Source organism: Geodermatophilus sp. SYSU D00663, assembly GCF_054050655.1.
Genome location: NZ_JBJGZT010000003.1, coordinates 220,850 through 240,395, shown reverse-complemented (window position 1 = coordinate 240,395; position 19,546 = coordinate 220,850). Strand labels below are relative to the sequence as shown.

Annotated in this window: 18 protein-coding genes; 8 read left to right on the top strand and 10 right to left on the bottom strand. The window is 78.2% G+C overall.

Translation table 11 applies throughout. The annotated features are described in order from the left end of the window. Positions 1-13: 13 nt before the first annotated feature. Together ACI79Z_RS04060 and ACI79Z_RS04055 are read left to right on the top strand one after the other, a co-directional pair. On the top strand, positions 14-790 hold the full coding sequence (locus ACI79Z_RS04060) for a cobalt-precorrin-6A reductase (RefSeq protein ID WP_456901764.1): 777 nt from the start codon (positions 14-16) through the stop codon (positions 788-790). Next, positions 787-1,269 (top strand): FBP domain-containing protein, encoded by a 483-nt coding sequence (locus ACI79Z_RS04055; RefSeq protein WP_387987511.1) that lies wholly within the window; start codon positions 787-789, stop codon positions 1,267-1,269. The genes ACI79Z_RS04060 and ACI79Z_RS04055 overlap by 4 nt, the downstream gene beginning before the upstream one ends. Before the next feature lie 9 nt (positions 1,270-1,278). Here ACI79Z_RS04055 and ACI79Z_RS04050 read toward each other — a convergent pair whose 3' ends face one another. Then, positions 1,279-2,145, bottom strand: coding sequence for a hypothetical protein (locus ACI79Z_RS04050; RefSeq protein ID WP_456901763.1), 867 nt, complete (start codon positions 2,143-2,145; stop codon positions 1,279-1,281). Between the two features lie 94 nt (positions 2,146-2,239). Here ACI79Z_RS04050 and ACI79Z_RS04045 point away from each other — a divergent pair, with 94 nt between their 5' ends. The 3 genes from ACI79Z_RS04045 to ACI79Z_RS04035 are packed head-to-tail and all read left to right on the top strand — an operon-like array spanning position 2,240 to position 6,224. Beyond that, complete coding sequence (locus ACI79Z_RS04045) at positions 2,240-2,899, top strand: HAD hydrolase-like protein (protein WP_387987329.1); 660 nt, start codon at positions 2,240-2,242, stop codon at positions 2,897-2,899. A 29-nt stretch (positions 2,900-2,928) separates the two neighbouring features. Further along, a complete protein-coding gene (locus ACI79Z_RS04040; RefSeq protein ID WP_456901762.1) occupies positions 2,929-4,629 on the top strand; it encodes an ABC transporter in 1,701 nt (566 codons plus the stop codon). Next, positions 4,626-6,224 (top strand): GTPase, encoded by a 1,599-nt coding sequence (locus tag ACI79Z_RS04035; RefSeq protein ID WP_456901761.1) that lies wholly within the window; start codon positions 4,626-4,628, stop codon positions 6,222-6,224. Before ACI79Z_RS04040 ends, ACI79Z_RS04035 begins: the two co-directional genes overlap by 4 nt. Here ACI79Z_RS04035 and ACI79Z_RS04030 read toward each other — a convergent pair. The 5 genes from ACI79Z_RS04030 to ACI79Z_RS04010 all read right to left on the bottom strand — a co-directional run bounded on the left by ACI79Z_RS04030 (position 6,221) and on the right by ACI79Z_RS04010 (position 12,225). Next, positions 6,221-7,177, bottom strand: coding sequence for an SDR family NAD(P)-dependent oxidoreductase (locus ACI79Z_RS04030; protein WP_456901760.1), 957 nt, complete (start codon positions 7,175-7,177; stop codon positions 6,221-6,223). The two genes, ACI79Z_RS04035 and ACI79Z_RS04030, sit on opposite strands and share 4 nt — an antisense overlap. A 97-nt stretch (positions 7,178-7,274) precedes the next feature. Then, on the bottom strand, positions 7,275-8,780 hold the full coding sequence (locus tag ACI79Z_RS04025; RefSeq protein ID WP_456901759.1) for a DUF222 domain-containing protein: 1,506 nt from the start codon (positions 8,778-8,780) through the stop codon (positions 7,275-7,277). A gap of 66 nt (positions 8,781-8,846) precedes the next feature. Next, positions 8,847-10,073: an MFS transporter gene (locus ACI79Z_RS04020; RefSeq protein ID WP_456901758.1), complete on the bottom strand. Its 1,227-nt coding sequence runs from the start codon at positions 10,071-10,073 to the stop codon at positions 8,847-8,849. Positions 10,074-10,111: 38 nt separating this feature from the next. Further along, a complete protein-coding gene (locus ACI79Z_RS04015; protein WP_456901757.1) occupies positions 10,112-11,608 on the bottom strand; it encodes a precorrin-2 C(20)-methyltransferase in 1,497 nt (498 codons plus the stop codon). Then, positions 11,605-12,225 carry a precorrin-8X methylmutase gene (locus tag ACI79Z_RS04010; RefSeq protein WP_456901756.1) on the bottom strand — a complete coding sequence of 207 codons (621 nt, stop codon included), beginning with the start codon at positions 12,223-12,225 and terminating at the stop codon, positions 11,605-11,607. The genes ACI79Z_RS04015 and ACI79Z_RS04010 overlap by 4 nt, the downstream gene beginning before the upstream one ends. A 43-nt stretch (positions 12,226-12,268) precedes the next feature. Between ACI79Z_RS04010 and ACI79Z_RS04005 the strand changes: the two genes are divergently transcribed. Further along, a complete protein-coding gene (locus ACI79Z_RS04005; protein WP_456901755.1) occupies positions 12,269-13,459 on the top strand; it encodes a glucose-1-phosphate adenylyltransferase family protein in 1,191 nt (396 codons plus the stop codon). Here the strand turns inward: ACI79Z_RS04005 and cobG are convergent. Genes cobG through ACI79Z_RS03990 form a run of 3 tightly spaced genes read right to left on the bottom strand, consistent with a single transcriptional unit; the run spans position 13,423 to position 16,354 of the window. Then, positions 13,423-14,589 carry a precorrin-3B synthase gene (cobG, locus tag ACI79Z_RS04000; protein ID WP_456901754.1) on the bottom strand — a complete coding sequence of 389 codons (1,167 nt, stop codon included), beginning with the start codon at positions 14,587-14,589 and terminating at the stop codon, positions 13,423-13,425. The genes ACI79Z_RS04005 and cobG overlap by 37 nt on opposite strands. A 13-nt stretch (positions 14,590-14,602) precedes the next feature. After that, the gene (locus ACI79Z_RS03995) at positions 14,603-15,544 is read right to left on the bottom strand and encodes a pyridoxal-phosphate dependent enzyme (protein WP_456901753.1); all 942 of its coding nucleotides are present in this window, start codon (positions 15,542-15,544) and stop codon (positions 14,603-14,605) included. A gap of 18 nt (positions 15,545-15,562) precedes the next feature. Beyond that, positions 15,563-16,354 (bottom strand): DUF4383 domain-containing protein, encoded by a 792-nt coding sequence (locus ACI79Z_RS03990; protein ID WP_456901752.1) that lies wholly within the window; start codon positions 16,352-16,354, stop codon positions 15,563-15,565. A 152-nt stretch (positions 16,355-16,506) separates the two neighbouring features. Here ACI79Z_RS03990 and ACI79Z_RS03985 point away from each other — a divergent pair, with 152 nt between their 5' ends. Together ACI79Z_RS03985 and ACI79Z_RS03980 are read left to right on the top strand one after the other, a co-directional pair. After that, the gene (locus ACI79Z_RS03985; protein ID WP_387987307.1) at positions 16,507-16,836 is read left to right on the top strand and encodes a tetratricopeptide repeat protein; all 330 of its coding nucleotides are present in this window, start codon (positions 16,507-16,509) and stop codon (positions 16,834-16,836) included. A gap of 72 nt (positions 16,837-16,908) precedes the next feature. Further along, positions 16,909-18,774, top strand: coding sequence for an ABC transporter ATP-binding protein (locus ACI79Z_RS03980; RefSeq protein ID WP_387987509.1), 1,866 nt, complete (start codon positions 16,909-16,911; stop codon positions 18,772-18,774). 41 nt (positions 18,775-18,815) lie between these two features. Here ACI79Z_RS03980 and ACI79Z_RS03975 read toward each other — a convergent pair whose 3' ends face one another. Then, complete coding sequence (locus tag ACI79Z_RS03975; protein WP_387987305.1) at positions 18,816-19,520, bottom strand: hemerythrin domain-containing protein; 705 nt, start codon at positions 19,518-19,520, stop codon at positions 18,816-18,818. Positions 19,521-19,546 lie beyond the last annotated feature (26 nt).

Sequence of the window (19,546 nt, the reverse complement as noted above, 5' to 3'; positions counted from 1 at the left end):
CCGGCGACGCGGCGTGAGCGGGCGGGTGCTGGTCCTCGGCGGCACCGGCGAGGCGCGGCGGCTGGCCGCGGCCCTGGTCGAGCGCGGGGTCGACGTCCTGTCCAGCCTCGCCGGGCGGGTGGCCGACCCGGTGCTGCCCGCGGGCGGCGTGCGGGTCGGCGGCTTCGGCGGCGCCGACGGGCTGGCCGACTGGCTGGCCACGCACCGGCCGCGGGCCGTCGTCGACGCGACCCACCCGTTCGCCGCCCGGATCACCGCGAACGCGGCGGCCGCGGCGCGGCGGCAGGGCGTGCCGCTGCTGCGGCTGCAGCGGCCGGGCTGGACGCCGGGGCCTGCGGACCGGTGGACGTACGTGGACTCCCTGGCCGACGCGGCCGCGGCGGTCCGGGACGCCGGCACCGTCTTCCTCACCACCGGCCGGCAGGGCGTCGGCGCGTTCGCGGCGCTGCCCGGGCGGGTGCTGGTGCGCTCGGTCGACCTGCCGGACGAGCCGCTGCCCGCGGGCGCGGTGCTGCTGCTGGCCCGCGGCCCGTTCACGGTCGAGGAGGAGGTCGCGCTGCTGCGCGAGCACGGCGTCGACGTCGTCGTGACCAAGGACTCCGGCGGGCACATGACCGAGGCCAAGCTGGTCGCCGCCCGGCGGCTCGGGCTGCCGGTGGTGCTGGTCCGCCGCCCGCCGCTGCCCCCCGGGGTCGACGTCGTGGCCACCGTCGAGGAAGCGGTGGAGTGGCTAAATGCGTTGAGACGTGACGGTGCCGGAACGGAGGATGGCCCCTCGTGGAACCGATGACCGAGCAGCAGGTGCGGCGCTCCTTCGTCAACTGCTCGAAGGGCGAGGCCAACTCCGCCACCCTCCCGCGCGACCTCGCCGACCTGCCGTGGGACGAGCTCGAGGTGCTCGGCTGGCGCGACCCGAAGGCGCCGCTGCGCGGCTACCTCGTCGTCCAGCGGGAGGGGCAGCCGGTCGGCATCGCGCTGCGCGCCGCGGAGTCGCGGATGTCGGCGCGCCGGACCGTCATGTGCCTGCTGTGCCAGTCCACCCACTCCGGCGACGCCGTCTCGCTGTTCACCGCGCGCCGCGCCGGCGAGGCCGGCCGCAACGGGAACACCGTGGGCACCTACGTGTGCGCCGACCTCGGCTGCGCCGCCCGCGCCCGCACCGAGATCCCGCCGTGGCTGCGCGACCGCGACCCGGCCGAGGTGGGCGAGGAGCGGGTCGCCGAGCTGCGGGAGCGGGTGCAGACCTTCCTGGACGCCGTCACCGGCTGACCCGGCGCGTCAGCGTCCCGCGGGGCCGGCGCCGGGGTGCCGGTCGCGGTCGGCCCTCGCCGCGGCGCGGTCGCGGGCGGCCCGCTCCCGGTCGGCGCGGGCGCCCTCGCGGTCCCGGGCCGCCGCCCTGCGGTCCTCCTCCGCCGCCCGGCGGTCGGCGGCGTCGGCCGCCCGGTCGGCCTCGGCGCGCGCCCGGTCGTCCTCGGCCTGGGCGCGGTAGCTCTCGGCGACCTGGGCGTCGATGGCCCGCTGGTGCTCCCGCCGCTCGGACGGCACCCCGCCGGCCGAGGCGGCCGCCCGCTGGCGCCAGCGCTCCTGCTCGGCCCGGCGCAGGTCGGCGGCCGACTCCCGGCGCTCGGCGGCGGCGGCCCGCTCCGCTGCCCGCTGGTCACGCTCGGCGGCCACCTCGTCGCGCTGTCGCGCCGCCTCCTCGCGGAGCAGCGCCGCCTCCTCCCATCGGCGGGCCGCCTGGTCGCGGCGACCGGCGGCGTCCTCCCGCGCCCGGTCGGCGGCCCTCCGCGCCCGCTCGGCGTGCGCCGTGTCCGTGTCCCCGGGGGTGGTGGCCGCCGGCCACCGGACGGCCCGGTCCCGCTCGTGGTCGACGGCCCGCAGCGCCGCCGCGGCCTCGCGCAGGTACCCCTGCGCGTCCTCGACGCGGCCCCTGCGCAGGGCTCGTTCGGCGAGGGCGAGATGGGTGGCGGCGACGGCGTGCTCGGTCGTGGCCATCGCCTGGGCGCCCTGCACCAGCCGCTCCTGCAGCCGCCGGACGTCCTGCTGGAGGCGCTGGGAGGCATCCTCGGTGTGGCGGCCGTGCGGAACGCGCGCCGGCCGGTCCGGCGCGCCCTCGTCGGCGGTCCGCCCCCCGGACCCGTCCATGCGCGACAGCGTCGTCCGGGGGGAGGCTGCGGACAAGGGCGCCGGGTACCACGCCCTCGACCGGGGACCCCGACCGACCGGAGGCGCAGGTTCCGTGCCCGACGACCCCCGCCTTGTCCTGTTCGACCTCGACGGCACGCTGGTCGACTCGACGCCGGGCATCGCCGCCTCGGTGCGGGTGGCCGCGGCCGAGCTGGGCCTGCCCGAGCCGACGCCGGCGCAGCTGCGCGACATGGTCGGCCCGCCGCTGCAGGACGGCTTCGCCACGGTGCTCGGGGTCCCGCCCGCCGACGTCGACCGCGCGGTGGCCGCCTACCGGGCGCACTACACGGCCGGCGCGCTGCTCGACGTCGCCGTGTACGACGGGATCCCGGAGCTGCTGGCGACCCTCCGCGACGGCGGGGCGACCCTCGCCGTCGCGACCAGCAAACCCGAGGTGTTCGCCGTGCGGGTGCTCGAGGCGACCGGCCTGCGCGCGGCGTTCGCGAGCGTGCACGGCGCCACCCTCGACGGCGCTGTGCGGCACAAGGACCAGGTGGTCGCCGCCGCGCTGGGCGCGCACCCCGCCGCGCGGCCGGCCGTGCTCGTCGGCGACCGCGCGCAGGACGTGCTGGGCGCGGCGGCGCACGGGCTGGCGTGCGTGGGCGCGGGCTGGGGACCGGGCGGTCCGGGCGAGCTGGAGGGGGCCGGCGCGGCCGTCGTCGTCGCGACGCCGGGGGAGGTGCCGGCCGCGCTCGCGGCGCTCGACGGGTAGCGGACCGCCGTCCGGGCTAGTTACCCGAGGTGACCGGGGCCGTTCCGCTGACCGATGCGCTGCAGGAGCTGCGCGACGCCGTCGCCGCGGCGCCGCTCGGCCTGGCCACCCCCGCGCGGGAGGCGACCGCGCGCACCGCCCGGGCGGTGGTCGACCAGGTCGACGACTACCTGCTGCCCCGGCTGCGCGACCTCGACGCCCCGCTGCTGGCCGTCGTCGGCGGCTCGACGGGCGCGGGCAAGTCCACGCTGGTCAACAGCGTGCTCGGCGCGCGGGTGACCACGCCCGGCGTGCTCCGGCCGACCACCCGCGCCCCCGTGCTGGTCTGCTCGCCGGGCGACGTGCCGGCGTTCTCCGGCGACCGCGTGCTCCCCGGCCTGCCGCGCACGACCGGCGAGGGCGACGTCGTCGGCGGGCTGCGCCTGGTCCCGAGCGAGGCGCTGCCGGCCGGGCTCGCGCTCGTCGACGCCCCCGACGTCGACTCGGTGGTGGAGACCAACCGCGACCTCGCCGGGCAGCTGCTGTCGGCGGCGGACCTGTGGGTCTTCGTGACGACGGCGGCCCGCTACGCCGACGCCGTCCCGTGGGACCTGCTGCGCACGGCGCAGGAGCGCGGCACCGCGCTGGCGGTCGTGCTGGACCGGGTGCCGCCCGAGGCGGTGAGCGAGGTGGCCGCCGACCTCGCCGGGATGCTGCAGCGCGGCGGCCTGGGGACGGCGCGGCTGTTCGTGGTGGAGGAGCGGCCGCTGCGCGACGGCTTCCTGCCCGAGGAGCAGGTGGCGCCGCTGCGCGACTGGCTGCGCGGGCTGGCGGCCGACCAGGAGCAGCGCGCCGCCGTCGTGCGGCAGACGCTCGCCGGGGCGCTGGAGAGCCTCGACGGGCGGGTGGCCGCGGTCGCCGACGGGGTGGACGAGCAGGCCGCGGCGGCGGCCGCCCTCGCCGACGCCGCCGACGCGGCCTACGGCGCGGCGCGGCAGGCGGTCGCCGAGGGCGTGGGCAACGGCAGCCTGCTGCGCGGCGAGGTGCTGGCCCGCTGGCAGGACTTCGTGGGCACCGGCGAGTGGATGCGCTCGCTGCAGAACCGGGTGGGCCGGCTGCGCGACCGGCTGGGCGCCGCGCTCACCGGCCGCCCGACGTCGACGGACTCGCTGCACGGCGCCCTGGAGTCGGGCGTGGAGACGCTGCTGCGCGCGGAGGCCGGCCGTGCCGCCGACCGCACGGTGACGGCGTGGCGCTCGCTGCCCGGCGGGCCGGCGCTCGTCGCCGGGCGCGAGGAGGAGCTCGGGGCGGAGTCGCCGGACTTCGCGCCCGCGGCCGCCGACGAGGTGCGCGACTGGCAGGGCCACGTGCTCGACCTGGTGCGCGAGGAGGGCGCGGGCAAGCGCTCGCAGGCGCGGCTGCTGTCGTGGGGCGTGAACGGGGCCGGCGCGGTGGTGATGGTCGCCGTGTTCGCCTCGACGGCGGGGTTGTCGGGTGCGGAGCTCGCCGTCGCCGGCGGGACGACGGCGCTCGGGCAGCGGGTGCTCGAGGCGGTGTTCGGCGACGCCGCGGTGCGCTCGCTGGCCGCCCGGGCCCGCGCCGACCTCGACGCCCGCGCCGACCGGCTGCTGGCCGCCGAGCAGGACCGCTTCGAGGAGCTGCTCGCCGTCGCCGCGGACGCCCCCGCCGCGGCGGAGGAGCTGCGCTCGGCCGTCGCCACGCTGGCCGCGGCCCGGGGAGCCGCCGCGTGAGGGGCCGCGGGCCGTCGCTGGCCGACCGGCTGGCCGCGCTGCGCGAGGCGGTGGAGGTCGCCGACGGGCGGCTGGAGGTGCCCGAGGTGGGCACGGCGCGGTCGCTGCTGGCCAAGGCCGGGGCCCGCGAGGCGCTGGGCGACGCGACCGTCGTCGCGCTCGCGGGGGCCACCGGCAGCGGCAAGTCCACGCTGTTCAACGCGCTGTCCGGGGCGGAGGTGAGCACGCCCGGCGTGCGGCGGCCGACCACCGGCGTCGCGCACGCCAGCGTCTGGGGGGACCCCTCCACCGGAGCGCACGGCGCCGACCGGTTGCTCGACTGGCTGGAGGTGCCGCGGCGGCACCGGGTCGCCGACCCCGACCCCGCGCTCGACGGCCTGGTGCTGCTGGACCTGCCCGACCACGACAGCGTGCGGCTGGAGAACCGGCTGGAGGTCGACCGGCTGGTGCAGCTGGTCGACGTCCTGGTGTGGGTGCTGGACCCGCAGAAGTACGCCGACGACGCCGTCCACACCCGGTACCTCGCGCCGCTGGCCGGGCACGCGGGCGTGCTGCTGGTGGTGCTCAACCAGGTGGACCGGCTCGACGAGGCGGCGGTCGCCGCGTGCCTGGCCGACCTGCGCCGGCTGCTCGACGAGGAGGGCCTGGCCGGGGTGCCGGTGCTGCCCACCGCGGCGCCCAGCGGCCTGGGCCTGCCGCAGCTGCGGGCCGAGCTGGGCCGCCGCGTGGGCGCCCGCAAGGCCGCCACCGACCGGCTGACCGCGGACGCGCGGGGCGCCGCCTCGGCCCTGGCCGCCCACTGCGCCTCCGACGCCGGCCGCGACCGCGGGCCGGACCGGGCGGCGCGGGAGGAGCTCACCGGGGCGCTCGCCGACGCCGCGGGGGTGCCGGCGGTGGCCGCCGCGGTCGAGCGCTCGGCGCGCCGCAGCGGCGTGGCGCACACCGGCTGGCCGGTGCTGCGGTGGACGTCGAAGCTGCGGGCCGATCCGCTGGGCCGGCTCAACCTGGGGGACGAGCGGTCGCGGACCTCGCTGCCGCAGGCGGGCGCGGTGCAGCGGGCCGGGATGGACGCCGCGTTGCGCCGGGCCCGCGACGAGGCCGGCCGCGGGCTGCCGCCGGCCTGGCGCGACGAGCTGCGCCGCACGTCGGAGGACACGGAGGAGCGGCTGCCCGACCGGCTCGACCGCGCCGTCGCCGGCACCGACCTCGGCCCCGACCGGACGCCGCTCTGGCAGCGCGCGGCCGGGGGCCTGCAGTGGCTGCTGGCGCTCACCGCGCTGGTGGGCGCGCTGTGGCTGCTCGCGCTGGCCGGCCTCGGGCTGCTGCAGCTCGACGACGTCCTCCCGCTGCCACGGGTGCAGGGCATCCCGCTGCCCACGCTGCTGCTGGCCGGCGGGCTGCTCGCCGGGCTGCTGCTCGCGCTGCTGTGCCGGCCGCTCGTGGCGGCGGGCGCCAGACGCCGGGCGCGGACGGCGCGGCGCCGGCTCACCGCCCGGGTGGCGGAGGTGGCCGACGAGGAGGTGCTGGCGCCGCTGGCGGAGGCGCGCGCCGACCACGACCGGTTCTGCGCCGCGGTGGGGCGGGCGGCCTCCTAGCGGCGGGTGGCGGCCCAGACCGCCGCACCGGCCAGCCCGGCGGTGCCCGCCACGACCCGTCCCCGGCGACGCTGCGGACCTCCCCAGTCCCCGCGCACCAGCGCCGGTCCGGGGGAGGGGGCGAACAGGGCGCCGTCGGTGGGGCCGTCCGGACGGCCGGCGCGCAGCAGGTGGCGCCCGAGCACGCGGGCGGTCAGTCGGCCGACCCGGTCGGGAGCCAGCGGGTAGGCGGCGGCGAGGACGTTCTGCAGGCCGGGGCGTACCGACCGCCGCGGGTCGGCGAGCAGGCCTGCGATCCGCTCGGCCACCCGCTCGGGGCGCATGACGGGCGGCAGTGGCCGCAGCGTGCGACCGGTGCGGTTGCCCGAGGCCCGGGCGGTGGGGGTGTCGGTGAAGGGTGGGTGGACGGCGCAGACGGCGATCCTCGAGCGGATCCCCAGCTCGTGCCGCAGCGCCTCGGTCAGCCCCGCGACCCCGTACTTGGCGGCGGTGTAGGTGGCCGCCCACGGGGTCGGTACCCGTCCGGCGATCGACCCCACGTTGACGATCACGGCGGGACCGCCGGAGGCCAGCATCCGCGGGACGGCGGCCGCGCAGCCGTGCAGGACACCGAGCAGGTCGACCTCGAGCAGCCGCCTCTGCGTGGCCAGCGGGATCTCCTCGAAGGGCCCCCACAGGCTGGTGCCGGCGACGTTGGCCCAGCCGTCGATCCGGCCGAAGCGCTCGACGGCGGCGCCGGCCAGGCGCTCGACCTGGCCGGGGTCGGTCACGTCGGTCGGGACGGTCAGCACCTCGGCGCCCAGGGCGGTGCACTGCGCGGCGGCCTCCGCCAGCCGGTCGGCGCCCCGGGCGGCCAGCACCAGCCGCGCTCCGCGCTCGGCGAGCAGGCGTGCGGTGGCCAGCCCGATGCCGCTCGACCCACCGGTGACCACGACGACCGGACCGCTGCCCATGCCGTCTCGGTACCCGGATGTGCCCGGGGGCAGGCGGTCATCCAGGGGGTCGGCTCGTCGCGGGGCGGGGCGAGCGGCATCGGGCTGGTCCTTCGGATCAGAACGGTGGCGGGTCGTCGTCCGGGTGGGCCGGTGACGGTGGTCCGGGATCGGCCGGTGGTGGACCGGGTTCGGTCGGGGGCGGTCGCAGGCCCGGTGGCCGGGTGGTGCGGGTGATCCCGGACGGCGTGGTGACGGTGAGGGTCCCGTCGGCGCTCATGTGGAAGCGCCAGCCGCGGGCGAAGGTCTTGAGGCGGTGGTGGCTGCGGCACAGGCAGCACAGGTTGGCGCAGTCGGTGGCGCCGCCGGTGGCGTGGGGGACGACGTGGTCGGTGTCGGCCCAGCCGACGCGCTGGCCGCAGGTGGGGAAGCGGCAGGTGCGGTCGCGGGTGTGCACGAACGCCTGCTGCTTGGCCGAGGGCTCGTAGCCGTCGGTCTCGGCCGGGCGGTCGAGCACCGCGCACTCGCAGTCGGCGTCGGCCGGGTGGTCGGGACAGCCGCGGCGGGCCAGCCGGCGCAACCGGTCGAGCGTGGTCGTCGCCCGCAGCGTGCCGTCGTCGTCGACCAGCGCCAGGGTGACCGACCCGCCTTCGGGCGCCCGGACGCCGAGCGCGTCCAGTTGCTGCAGGAGCTCGCGCAGGTGGGCGGCGGTGATCGGCAGCCCGTTCACCGCACCCGCCTCGCCTCTGCGGCCGGTCAGCGCGGCGAGGGTGGCGATGACCTGCAGGTGGGCGGTGACCGGCGGGCGGTCGGTCTCCCAGGGGCGCTGCAGCAGATCGGCGAGGACCAGGGTGCGCAGCTGCCCGATCGGCCGCTCGTCCCCGTCGGCCTTGAGCATCCGGGCCAGCTCGTCGACCACTGCCTCACAGGCGGCGGCCACGTCAGTCGGTAGCTCGGCGGTCAGCGTGGCCATGCCGTCGCGGGGGGAGGGGTGGATGCGCACGTCGGCGTGCCGCTCGACCTGTGCGCGGCGCTCGTCGACCGCGGCGGCGTCGAGCTCGAGCAGCAGCTCCAGCGCGCGCTTCTTCAGCTTCCCCACTGTGAGCGAGGCCGCCTCGGGCAGCACGGCCGCCTCGACGCGGCGGGCGAGGGCGAGGTCGGTGTGCTCGAGCACGTCGACCAGCGCCTTGGCGCGGGCCTCGTCCAGCGCGCCGGCGGCCAGCGCCGCCCAGGTGCCGGGCAGGTGCGAGCGGTACGTCCAGGCCCGGTGGGCGAGGTGGGAGGCGGTGCCGCGGCCGACGTTCAGCACCACCGCCAGCTCCGCGGTGAAGAACTCCGAGACACCCGGCAGCTCGGGATCCGGCGCCCAGGAGCCCGTCCGGGCGCCGGGGGCGCCCGGCGCGGGATCGTCGTCGGCCGGGGAGTCGTCGGCCAGGCCCAGGACGAGCTCCGCCTCGTAGGCGGCGGCCATCGCCTTGAGCGCCTGCACCCGTTCGAGCTCGGCGGCCTTCTGCTCCCGGGTCAGCAGGCTCACCGGCAGCCGCGGCAGCCGCACCGGCCGGTGCAGGACCGCGTCGACGAGCGCGCGCTCGATGAGCGACCCGGGACCGGCGACCTCCTGCACACCCCGCACGCTAGGAGAGGGGTACGACGGTTCCCGCTGGTCAGAGGGGAGTCGAGGGTGTGACCCTCAGGCGGCCAGCGGCTGCGACGGCTCGTCGGCGGGCACGGTCGCCGGGGTGCGCCGGTGCGACAGCCGCAGGCCGGCCGCCGCGCCCAGCGCCAGCACGATCACCACGGCGCCGTAGACCACCGCGGTCAGCCGCAGCCCGACCGCGCCCGAGGCGATGCCCGCGACGATCGCCGGGATGCTGAACGCCAGGTAGCCGACGACGAAGACGCTCGACAGCAGCCCCGCGCGGTGGCCGGGCTCGACGCCCGCCGTCACGGTGGCCACGGTGCCGAGGAAGGCGGCGCCGAAGCCCAGGCCGGCCAGCCCGGAGGCCACGAAGAACAGCCACAGCGTCCCGGTGACCAGAGCGACCAGCAGGCCCGCGACGGCGGCCGCGAACACGACGCAGCCCCCGCCCATCGCCCGGCGGGGCGGCACGTCCCGGGCGAGCACGCCACCGACGGCGGCGGCGCCCTGCATGCAGAGGATGAGCAGGCTGCCGACGAGGTGGTCGGCCACGCCGAACACGCCGGCGGTCAGCGACGGTCCCAGCGACAGCACCAGCCCGCCCATCGCCCAGAGCGCGACCAGGCAGGGGACCCCGACGGCGAACGCGCGCCGCTGTGGCCGCGGCACCTCCACCCGCGGGCGCAGCGAGGCCAGTGCCCCGGGCACGCGCGGGGAGGTCTCGGGCAGCAGCCAGGCGAGGGCCGCGCCGAGCACGAAGGCCACGGTCAGCACGCCGAACACCCACGGCGTCGGCTCCGCGATCCCCTCGATCGCCAGGCCCGCGCCCACCGCGCCCAGTGACAGCCCGAGGCCCGGCGAGACGCTGTTGAGCAGCGCGCCCAGCGGGCGCGCCGAGGGGCGCTGCAGGTCGAGCAGCGCCGCGCCGAGCGACCCGGTCAGCGCGCCGGTCGACAGCCCCTGCAGCGTGCGCGCGGCCAGCAGCCAGCCCACGCCGTCGGCGGCGAGGAAGACCGCCATCGCGACCGCCTGCAGCAGCAGCCCGGCGGCGAGCACCGGCCGCCGGCCCACGTGGTCGGACAGGCTGCCGACCACCAGCAGCGCGGCGAGCAGCGCGAAGGCGTAGATGCCGAACACCAGCGTCAGGACGCCGGCGCCGAAACCGAACTGCTCCTGGTAGACGCGGTACAGCGGCGACGGCACGCCGGAGGCGGCCAGCACCAGCACGAGGAGTCCGGCCACCGACCAGAACGCGACCGGGCGGGGGAGGCGGGGCACGACAGTTGCCAAGGCCACCGATCCGGCCGGCATTCCCGTCAGGACGGGTAGCGGCGCGGCGTGTAGACCTGCCCGGCCGGCGTCACCCGCGTCTGCGAGGACCCGACCAGCAGCAGGCAGCGCATGTCCACCGTCCCCGGGTCCAGGTCGCGCAGCGTCGTCACCCGGACCTCCTCCTCCGGCCCGCCGACGTCCCGGCCGACGACGACCACCGTCTCCGGCTCGCGCACCTCGCGCAGCGCGTCGAGCGCCTTGGCCAGCTGGTGCGGGCGCGCCCTGGACCGCGGGTTGTACAGCGCCAGCACCAGGTCGGCCGCCGCCGCGGAGCGCAGCCGGTCGAGGACGACGTCGAGCGGCTTGAGCACGTCGGAGAGGCTGATGACGGCGAAGTCGTGCCCGAGCGGCGCGCCGACCCGCGACGCGACCGCCTGCGCGGCGGTCAGCCCGGGCAGCACCCGCACGCGGACGCCGGCGTGCTCGGGCCGGGCGGCCACCTCGAGCACCGCGGCGGCCATGGCGAACACGCCCGGGTCGCCGCTGGAGACCACCGCGACCCGCCGTCCGGACCGGGCCAGCTCCAGCGCGTGCGCGGCCCGCTCGGCCTCCACCCGGTTGTCGCTGGGGTGGCGGGTCTGCCGCGGGTTGGCCGGCACCCGGTCCAGGTAGGGGCCGTAGCCGACCAGGTCGTCGGCGGCGGCGAGCGCGTCGGCCACCTCGGGGGTGGTCCAGCCGCGGGCGCCGGGGCCGAGGCCGACGACGACCACCTCGCCGGTCCGCGGGGCGGCGTCCGGGAGGTCCGCGGGGGCGGGCGTGGTCCCGGTGAGCGGCGAGGGCAGCAGCGCCAGGGAGAAGTACGGGACGGTCGCGGGGTCGACGTCGGCCAGCGGCATCGTCCGCTGGCGGTCGGTGGTGGCCCGCTCGACGTAGAGCGCGCGGTCGAGCACGCCGGCGGCCTCGAACGCCTCGCGGACCCGGCCGAACGTCCGGCCGAGCTTCACCACCGCGGCGGAGTCGGTGGTGGCCAGCCACTCGGCGAGCTCGTCGGCGGGCAGCGTGCCCGGCAGCACGGTGAGCACCTCGTCCCGCTCCACCAGCGGCCGCCCGACGACCGCGGCGGCGCCGCTGACGCTGGTCACGCCGGGCACCACCTCGGTCGGGTAGCGGTGGGCGAGCCGCTTGTGCATGTGCATGTAGGAGCCGTAGAAGAACGGGTCCCCCTCGGCGAGCACGACGACGTCGCGGCCGGCGTCGAGGTGCGCGGCCAGCCGGGCCGCGGCGGCCTCGTAGAACTCGTCGATCGCGCCCTGGTAGCCGCCGGGGTGGTCGGTGCCCTCGGTGGTGACCGGGTAGACCAGCAGCTCCTCGACCTGCCCCTCCCGCAGGTAGGGGGCGGCGAGCGCGCGGGCGACCGAGCGGCCGTGCTGCGCGGCGTGGAAGGCGACGACGTCGGCGGCGGCGATCAGCCGGGCGGCCTTGACGGTGACCAGCTCGGGGTCGCCGGGGCCCAGCCCGACCCCGTACAGGCGCCCGCTCACTCCACGTCGCTCGCGATCGCGTTGACCGCCGCCGCGGCCATGGCGCTGCCGCCCCGCCGGCCGCGGACCACGAGGAACGGCAGGTCGGAGGCGGCGAGGGCCTCCTTGGACTCGGCCGCGCCGATGAAGCCGACCGGGATGCCGAGGACGGCGGCCGGGCGGGGGGCGCCGGCGGCGACCATCTCGAGCAGGTGGAACAGCGCGGTGGGCGCGTTGCCGACGGCGACGACGGCGCCGTCGAGCCGGTCGCGCCACAGCTCCAGCGCGGCGGCGGTGCGGGTGGTGCCGAGCTCCGCGGCCAGCGCCGGCACGCGCGGGTCGCCGAGGGTGCAGACGACGTCGTTGTCCTCCGGCAGCCGCCGGCGGGTGACGCCGGAGGCGACCATCCGCGCGTCGCACAGGACGGGAGCGCCGGCGTCGAGGGCCTCCCGGGCGAGCCGGACGACGTCGGGGCTCGCGGCGACGTCGGCGGCCAGGTCGACCTGGCCGCAGGCGTGGATCATCCGGACGACCACCCGCGCGAGGTCCTCGGGCAGGCCGGCGAGGTCCGCCTCGGCGCGGATCGTCGCGAACGACCGCCGGTAGATCTCGGCGCCGTCCTTCTCGTACTCGTACATCGGGCAGGAGGCTACGTCGCGCACGGAGCGGGTAGCCGGGGGCATGGCCCTTCCCCGCCTCCTCGTCCTCGTCCTCGCCGGTGGTGCCGGTGGGCGCCTGCAGCTGCTCACCGAGCACCGCGCCAAGCCCGCCGTCCCGTTCGCCGGGGTGTACCGGCTGATCGACTTCCCGCTGAGCAACTGCGAGCACTCCGGCATCCCCGACGTCTGGGTGTCGATCCAGCAGCACCCGGCCTCGCTGGCCGACCACCTCGCCAACGGCCGGCCCTGGGACCTCGACCGCACGACCGGCGGGCTGATGACCCTCCCGCCGTTCCAGGGCACCGAGCGCGGCGGGTGGAACACGGGGACGGCGAACTCGCTGTGGCGGCAGGCCGAGCTGATCCGCCAGTTCGGCCCGGAGGCGCTGGTCGTGGTCAGCGCGGACGCCGTCTACGAGCTCGACTACCGCGAGGTCGCCGAGGCGCACCTGCAGTCCGGCGCGGAGGTGACGATGGTGACCACCGAGGTCGCCGCCGACGACGCCGCCCGCTACGGCATCGTGGAGGTCGACGGCGACCGGGTGACCGGCTACGCCTACAAGCCCGACGAGCCGGCGACGACCACCGCCACCAACGAGGTCTTCGTCTTCGACCCCGTGCCCACGCTCGACCGGCTGGAGCAGCTGCGGTCGGAGGTCGGCGAGGAGGGCCTCGAGGACCTCGGCACCCACCTGCTGCCGGCGCAGACCCGCGACGGCGGCGCGCGGGCGTACCCGCTCAAGGGCTACTGGCGGGACGTCGGCACCGTCCCGGCGTACTGGGAGGCGCACCAGGAGTTCCTGTCGGAGGAGCCGCCGATCGACCTCGACGCCCCCGGCTGGCCGATCCACACCCGCGGCGGCCGGCACAGCGCCGCCCGGGTCCTCGACGACGGCCAGATCGAGAACAGCCTGCTGTCGGGCGGCACCCGGGTGTCCGGCAACGTGCGCGGGTCGGTCATCTCCCCGGGCGTCGTGGTCGAGGCCGGGGCGACCGTCGTCGACTCCGTCCTGCTGCCCGGCGTGCGGGTGCGCTCCGGCGCGACGGTGACCCGCGCGGTGGTCGACGACCGCGTCGACGTCGGCAGCGGCGCCACGATCGGCGGCGACGGCGACGTCACGCTGGTCGGCCGCGCGGTGTCCGTCCCCGAGGGCACCGAGGTCTCCGCCGGGGCCCGCTACCCGGACCCCGAGGAGGACCAGCCGACGCGGTAGCCGTCGACGGTCGCGACGACGTCGAGGACCTCGCCGCGGGGGCGGCCGCAGCGGCGCTCGCAGCCGGCCCAGTGCACGCGGGCGCCCTCCGGCACGGTCCCGGACGCGACCGCCGCGGCGGCGTCGGCCCGGACGTCGGCCCGCGACCTCGCGCACCCCGGCCGGCCGGCGCACGCGGTGACCCGCGCCCAGGGGCTGTCGGCGTCGAACACCACGCCGGTCCGGTACAGGTCGACGGCGGCGTCGTCCACGCGGTCCTCGGCCAGGTCGGGCACGACGACGCTGCGCCACGGGGTCAGCTGCACCTCGCCGGCCAGCGACGCGAGCAGGTCGGCCTGGTCGGCGGAGAGCCGGCCGAGCGGGACGACGCCGACGAGCGCGGTCCGCCCGTCGGCCTGGGTCTCCGCGCCGACCGGGCCGGCGTCCGGCGCGGCGGGGACGGCGGCCGGCGCGGCCGGGGTGCCGCCCAGCCGCGCGGCGACGCGCGTGGGCCCGTCGTCGAGCTCGGTCAGCCGCCAGGCGGTGCCGCCCTGCGCGGCGCGCTCGGCGAGGAAGGCGCGGGTGGCGGCGAGCAGCAGGCCGACGGCGTCGTCCGGCGCGGTGCGCAGCCCGCTGTCCGCCCCGCCGAGCAGCAGCGCGACCGAGGACGGCGACAGCGCCAGCAGGCCGACGTCGCCGCCGAGCCCGGACACGTCGCCGCGGCCGTCGTCGAGCGTGGCCAGGTAGCGGCCCGGCAGCGCGGCGAGGGCGGGGTCGGCGCACAGGCCGGCGTCGAGCGCGGCCACCCACGGCCGGGCGTCGAGCAGCCCGCCGGCGCGGCCGGTCAGCGCGCTGGCCAGCACGTTGCGCACCCGCTCGTGCGTCTCGCTGGGCAGCAGGCCCACGCAGGCGAGCCGGTCGCCGAGCTCCCGCGCGGCGCCGGCGGCCAGCCCGCGCAGCTGCAGGTTGCCCCGGCTGGTCATCTCCAGGGCGCCGTCGCCGAGGTCGCGCGCGGCGGCGGCGAGCACCCGCAGCTGGGCGGCGGTGAGCAGGCCGCCGGGCACCCGCACGCGGGCGAGCTCGCCGTCGGCGGCGGGGTGCGTCTGCAGCGCGCCGGGGCAGGCGTCGGCGCGCGGTCGGGAGGAGGTCATCGCGCCCGCGAGGCTACGACGGGTCGAGCACCCCGGCGGCGAGCTCGGCGGCCACCGGGTGCCCGAACAGCCCCGGCAGCCCGCCGGTGTGCACGAACACGGTCCGCTCGCCGGGCCGGACCGAGCCGTCGGCCACGGCGGCGGCCAGCCCGGCCAGCGCCTTGGCCGTGTAGACGGGGTCGAGCAGCAGCCCCTCCGTGCGGGCCGCCGTCCGCAGCGCCGCGACGGCGGCGTCGGTGCGGGCGCCGTAGCCGTCGCCCACCTGGTCCCGGCGCAGCCGCAGCCCCTCCGGGGACCCGCCGAGCGCCCTCACCAGGCCGGCCACCCGCTCGGCCGGGTCGGGCACGGCGCCGACGTCCACGCCGAGCACGCGCTCGGCGCCGAGCCCGGCCACCAGGCCGGCCATCGTGCCGCCCGAGCCGACCGCGACGACGACGTGCCGGGCGTCGGGCGCCTGCTCCCGCAGCTCGTCCGCGCAGGCCAGGTAGCCCCGCGCGCCGGTGGGCGAGGAGCCGCCCAGCGGCAGCACCGCGGGCACCTCGCCGGCGGCCCGCAGCTCGGCGGCCACCGCGGCCACCCGGGCCTCGACGTCGTCCGGGCCACCGACCACCACGACGCGGGCGCCGAGCGCGCCCTCCAGGGCCAGGTTCCCGGGCCGCTGCGCCGACGGCGCCCCGTGCAGCACCAGCACGGCGCGCAGCCCCACCCGAGCGGCGGCCGCGGCGGTCATCCGCGCGTGGTTGCTCTGCACGCCGCCGCTGGTGACCAGGACGGTCGCGCCGTCCCCGGCCGCCTCGGCGACGAGGTGCTCGAGCTTGCGCACCTTGTTGCCGCCGCCGAGGTCGGTCAGGTCGTCCCGCTTCACCGCCAGGTCCCCCGGCCGCAGGCCGAGGGCGGCGGCGAGCCGCGGTGCCGGGTCGAGCGGGGTGGGCCAGTGCGCCAGGCGGACGGTCACCCCTGCATCGTGCCGGGGTCAGGCGTCGCGGCGGGCCCGGTCGAAGGACATCCACACCTCGCGGCGCTCCCTGCGGCTGGTCACCTGCGCCATGGCGGCGACCCGGCGGCGCTGGTCGAAGGAGGCCACGTGCTGGACGACGGCGACCTCGGCGTCGCGCATCGCCCGCTCGGCGGCGAACTCGGCCGGCGTCGACGGGTACTCGTCGGCCGGGACCGGCGGCACGTCGTCCCGCTCGCGGGCGTACGGGCTGTCGGGCGGCAGGTTGCCGCTCACCCGGCCGTAGGCGCCGAGCAGCAGCAGCACCAGGCCCGCGGCGACGGAGAAGCCGACGTTGCTCAGCCGGAAGGCCAGGAGGTTCAGCCCCGTGTTGAGCACCGCGAGGTTGGCCAGCGCCGACACCAGGAACAGCACGCCGATGACGATCATGACCGTCGAGGCGGTGCGGGGGCTGCGGAAGGCGGCGACGACCAGCACCACCGCGGTGACCAGCGAGATCACCGACAGCAGGCCGTTGGACGACATGCCGAGGATGCGCTGGCCCTCGGTGGAGAAGAAGGCCAGGCCGTTGGCCAGGCCCAGGACGCCGAAGACGGCGATGATCCCGGCGACGACGAACGCCCCGGTGCGCTGGACGGCGTAGACGCGGCTGCCGGACGCGGGCTCCCGCTCGGCGCGGGCCGGGGCGCCGGCGGTCGGGGCGGCGGCGGTCGGGGCGGCGGCGGTCGGGGTGTCGGTGCGCGGGGCGGGGTCGGCGGCGCCGGTCCGTGCGCGGTCGGCCGTCCGGTGGCGGTGCAGCGACAGGGCCATGGTCGTGCTCCTCGGGTCGGTGGTGCTGACACCGGTTGTTCCCAATCCGGTCGTGCCCGGATGCACCCGGTTCCGGACCTTCTCGTCCCTCCTGCCCGCCGGGCGTGTCGTGGTCTCGGGAAGAGCGGGCGCCGCGCCGTCGTTCCGCGGGCGTGACCCAGCCGTTCAGCCCCGACCTGCACTCGGAGTTCCTCCGCGCCGACCTCTACCTCTCCATGGGGCAGCCGATCGAGGCCGCCCGCCTGCTCGAGCCGCTCGTCGAGGCCGAGCCGGGCAACGGGGCCGCCCTCGAGCTGCTGGCCCGCAGCTACTTCGGCTCGGCCCAGCTGCAGCGCGCGGAGACGGCGCTGCGCCGGCTGGTCGACCTCGCGCCGGCCGACGGGTGGGCCCGCCGCGCGCTGGCCCGCACCCTGGAGCGGCAGAGCCGTCGCGACGAGGCCGTCGCCCACCACCGCGTCGCCGACGCCCTGGGCGCCGCCTGACCGTTCCTGCTCCGTCACCGGCGGACGCTTGACCTCGAGTCGACTGGAGGTCCTAGCGTCCGCCGCGTGAGCATGGAGATGACGGCGTGGTCGGCGCTGTCCCGCGCGACGCACGCCCGTCCCGACCGCCGCGCCGTCACCCGCGCGACCCTGCACCGGGTGCTCGCCTTCGCCCGCCCGCACCGGGCGCGCATCACCGGCTACGTCGCCGTCGGCGTCGTCGAGGCCGTGCTCACGGTGGCCTCGCCGCTGCTGGCCGGCCGGGTCGTCGACGCGATCGTCGACGGCGCCGCCACCTCGGTCGTCGTCGGCCTCGCCGTCACGATCGCCGCGCTCGCCGTCCTCGCCACCGCGCTCGGGCTGGTCGGCCGGTACCTGTCGGCGAGCCTGGGCGAGGGGCTGATCCTCGACCTGCGCACCGCCGTGTTCGACCACGTCCAGCGGATGCCGGTCGCGTTCTTCACCCGGACCCGCACCGGCGCCCTCGTGTCCCGCCTGGACAACGACGTCCTCGGCGCCCAGCGGGCGTTCAGCGACACCCTCTCCGGGATCGTCAGCAACACCGTCACGCTCGCCCTCGCGCTCGTGGCGATGCTGACCCTGTCCTGGCAGGTGACCGTGCTGGCGCTGCTCCTGCTGCCGGTGTTCCTGCTCCCGGCCCGCCGGATCGGCCGCCGCCTGGCCGCGCTGAGCCGCACCGCCGCCGTCGCCAACGCGGCGATGACCGGCCAGACGACCGAGCGGTTCTCCGCTCCCGGCGCGACGCTGGTCAAGCTGCTCGGCGACCCCGGCCGCGAGTCGGCGCGGTTCGCCGCCCGGGCGCGGGCGGTCCGTGACGTCGGGGTGCGGACGGCGATGGTGCAGTGGGCGTTCATCAGCGCGCTCACGCTGGTCTCGGCGCTGGCGCTCGCCCTGGTCTACGGCCTGGGCGGGGCGTACGCGCTGCGCGGCGCGCTGGACCCGGGCTCGGTGGTGGCGCTGGCGCTGCTGCTCACCCGGCTCTACGCGCCGCTGACCGCGCTGGCCAGCGCCCGGGTCGACGTCTCCTCGGCGCTGGTCAGCTTCGAGCGGGTCTTCGAGGTGCTCGACCTGGTGCCGCTGGTCCGCGAGCGCCCCGGCGCCGTCGACGTCCCCGACGGGCCGGTGTCCGTGGAGCTGGACGGCGTCACCTTCGCCTACCCGGCGGCCGACCGGGTGTCGCTGGCGTCGCTGGAGGACGTCGCCCGGCTCGACGGCCGCGGCGGCGTCGACGTGCTGCACGACGTCTCGTTCACCGTGCGGCCGGGGCAGGTGGTGGCGCTGGTCGGGTCCTCGGGCGCGGGCAAGTCGACGATCGCCTCGCTGGTGCCGCGCCTGTACGACGTCGACGCCGGCGCCGTCCGGCTGGGCGGCGTCGACGTCCGCGACCTGACCGCCGCCTCGATCCGGCGCACCGTCGGGGTGGTGACCCAGGACGGGCACCTGTTCCACGAGTCGCTGCGGGACAACCTGCTGCTGGCCGCCCCGGACGCGACCGACGACGACCTGTGGGACGCCCTCGCCCGCGCCCGGCTGGCCGACCTGGTCCGCGGGCTGCCCGACGGCCTGGACACCGTCGTCGGCGAGCGCGGCTACCGGTTCTCCGGCGGCGAGCGGCAGCGGCTGACCATCGCCCGGCTGCTGCTCGCCCGCCCGCGCGTGGTGCTGCTCGACGAGGCGACCGCGCACCTCGACGCCACGTCGGAGGCCGCGGTGCAGGCGGCCCTCGACGAGGCGCTCGAGGGGCGGACGGCGATCGTCATCGCGCACCGGCTGTCCACCGTGCGCGGGGCCGACTGCATCCTCGTGCTCGAGGGCGGCCGGGTCGTCGAGCGCGGCCGGCACGAGGACCTCCTCGCCCTCGGCGGGCGCTACGCCGAGCTGCACCGCACCCAGTTCGGCCGGCCGGTGGCGGCCTGAGACCGGACCGGGTCAGCCGCACCGCGAGGACGGGCCGGCGGTCACCGGGCGGTCCCGAACAGCCGTGCGTCGGCCCGGGCGGAGCGCCGGCCGAGCAGCCGGCCCACCGCGGGCAGGAGCGGCGTGGAGCCGAGGATCCGGTCCGCGGCGTCCGGCGGGATCGCCGAGACCACCCAGCCGAGCGCGGACACGGTCTCGCGGAGGGTGTACTCCCGCGCGAACGCGGCGTCCTGGCGGGCCCAGTCCCCGGGCGTGAGGTGGCGCTGCACCAGGGTCATCCCGTCGCGCTCCTCGTGCGCGAGGTGGGCGCCGAGGGCGTCGCCCGTCCGGGCGATGGTGTGCGCCAGCTCCCGCCGGGTGTCCTCACCGCCCCGGCCGCCGGCCAGGTCCGCCAGCGCGTCGGCGCAGGAGGCCAGCAGGGGGTCGATGCCGGCGTGCTCGGCCTCGAGCTGGTCGAGGACGTCCGGGTCGGCGCCGCGCTCGCGCAGCAGCGGCCACAGGTGCGCGTCCTCGCCGGCGTGGTGCTTGTGCAGGAACCGCGCGAACTGCCCGAAGCGACGTCCGAGGGCCCGCCAGCGGGCCCGGTCGCCCACGTCGACCGTGGGGACGGCGGCCGCGAAGGCGGCGAGGTCGCGCCGGAACGCCCGGTGCATCACGTACATGCTGGCCAGGTCGACCGGCCCGTCGGGTGCGGCGGCCTGGCCGGGCAGCAGGAGCTGGGCGGGGTGGGGAGCTGCAGCGGTCATGACGACCTCTTCCGGTTGAGTGACAC

Coding starts and splice junctions, on each gene's coding strand:
- ACI79Z_RS04055 (WP_387987511.1), top strand. CDS start 787: ATGACCGAGCAGCAGGTGCGGCGCTCCTTCGTCAACTGCTCGAAGGGC.
- ACI79Z_RS04050 (WP_456901763.1), bottom strand. CDS start 2,145: ATGGACGGGTCCGGGGGGCGGACCGCCGACGAGGGCGCGCCGGACCGG.
- ACI79Z_RS04030 (WP_456901760.1), bottom strand. CDS start 7,177: ATGGGCAGCGGTCCGGTCGTCGTGGTCACCGGTGGGTCGAGCGGCATC.
- ACI79Z_RS04010 (WP_456901756.1), bottom strand. CDS start 12,225: ATGTACGAGTACGAGAAGGACGGCGCCGAGATCTACCGGCGGTCGTTC.
- ACI79Z_RS04005 (WP_456901755.1), top strand. CDS start 12,269: ATGGCCCTTCCCCGCCTCCTCGTCCTCGTCCTCGCCGGTGGTGCCGGT.
- cobG (WP_456901754.1), bottom strand. CDS start 14,589: ATGACCTCCTCCCGACCGCGCGCCGACGCCTGCCCCGGCGCGCTGCAG.
- ACI79Z_RS03990 (WP_456901752.1), bottom strand. CDS start 16,354: ATGGCCCTGTCGCTGCACCGCCACCGGACGGCCGACCGCGCACGGACC.
- ACI79Z_RS03980 (WP_387987509.1), top strand. CDS start 16,909: ATGGAGATGACGGCGTGGTCGGCGCTGTCCCGCGCGACGCACGCCCGT.
- ACI79Z_RS03975 (WP_387987305.1), bottom strand. CDS start 19,520: ATGACCGCTGCAGCTCCCCACCCCGCCCAGCTCCTGCTGCCCGGCCAG.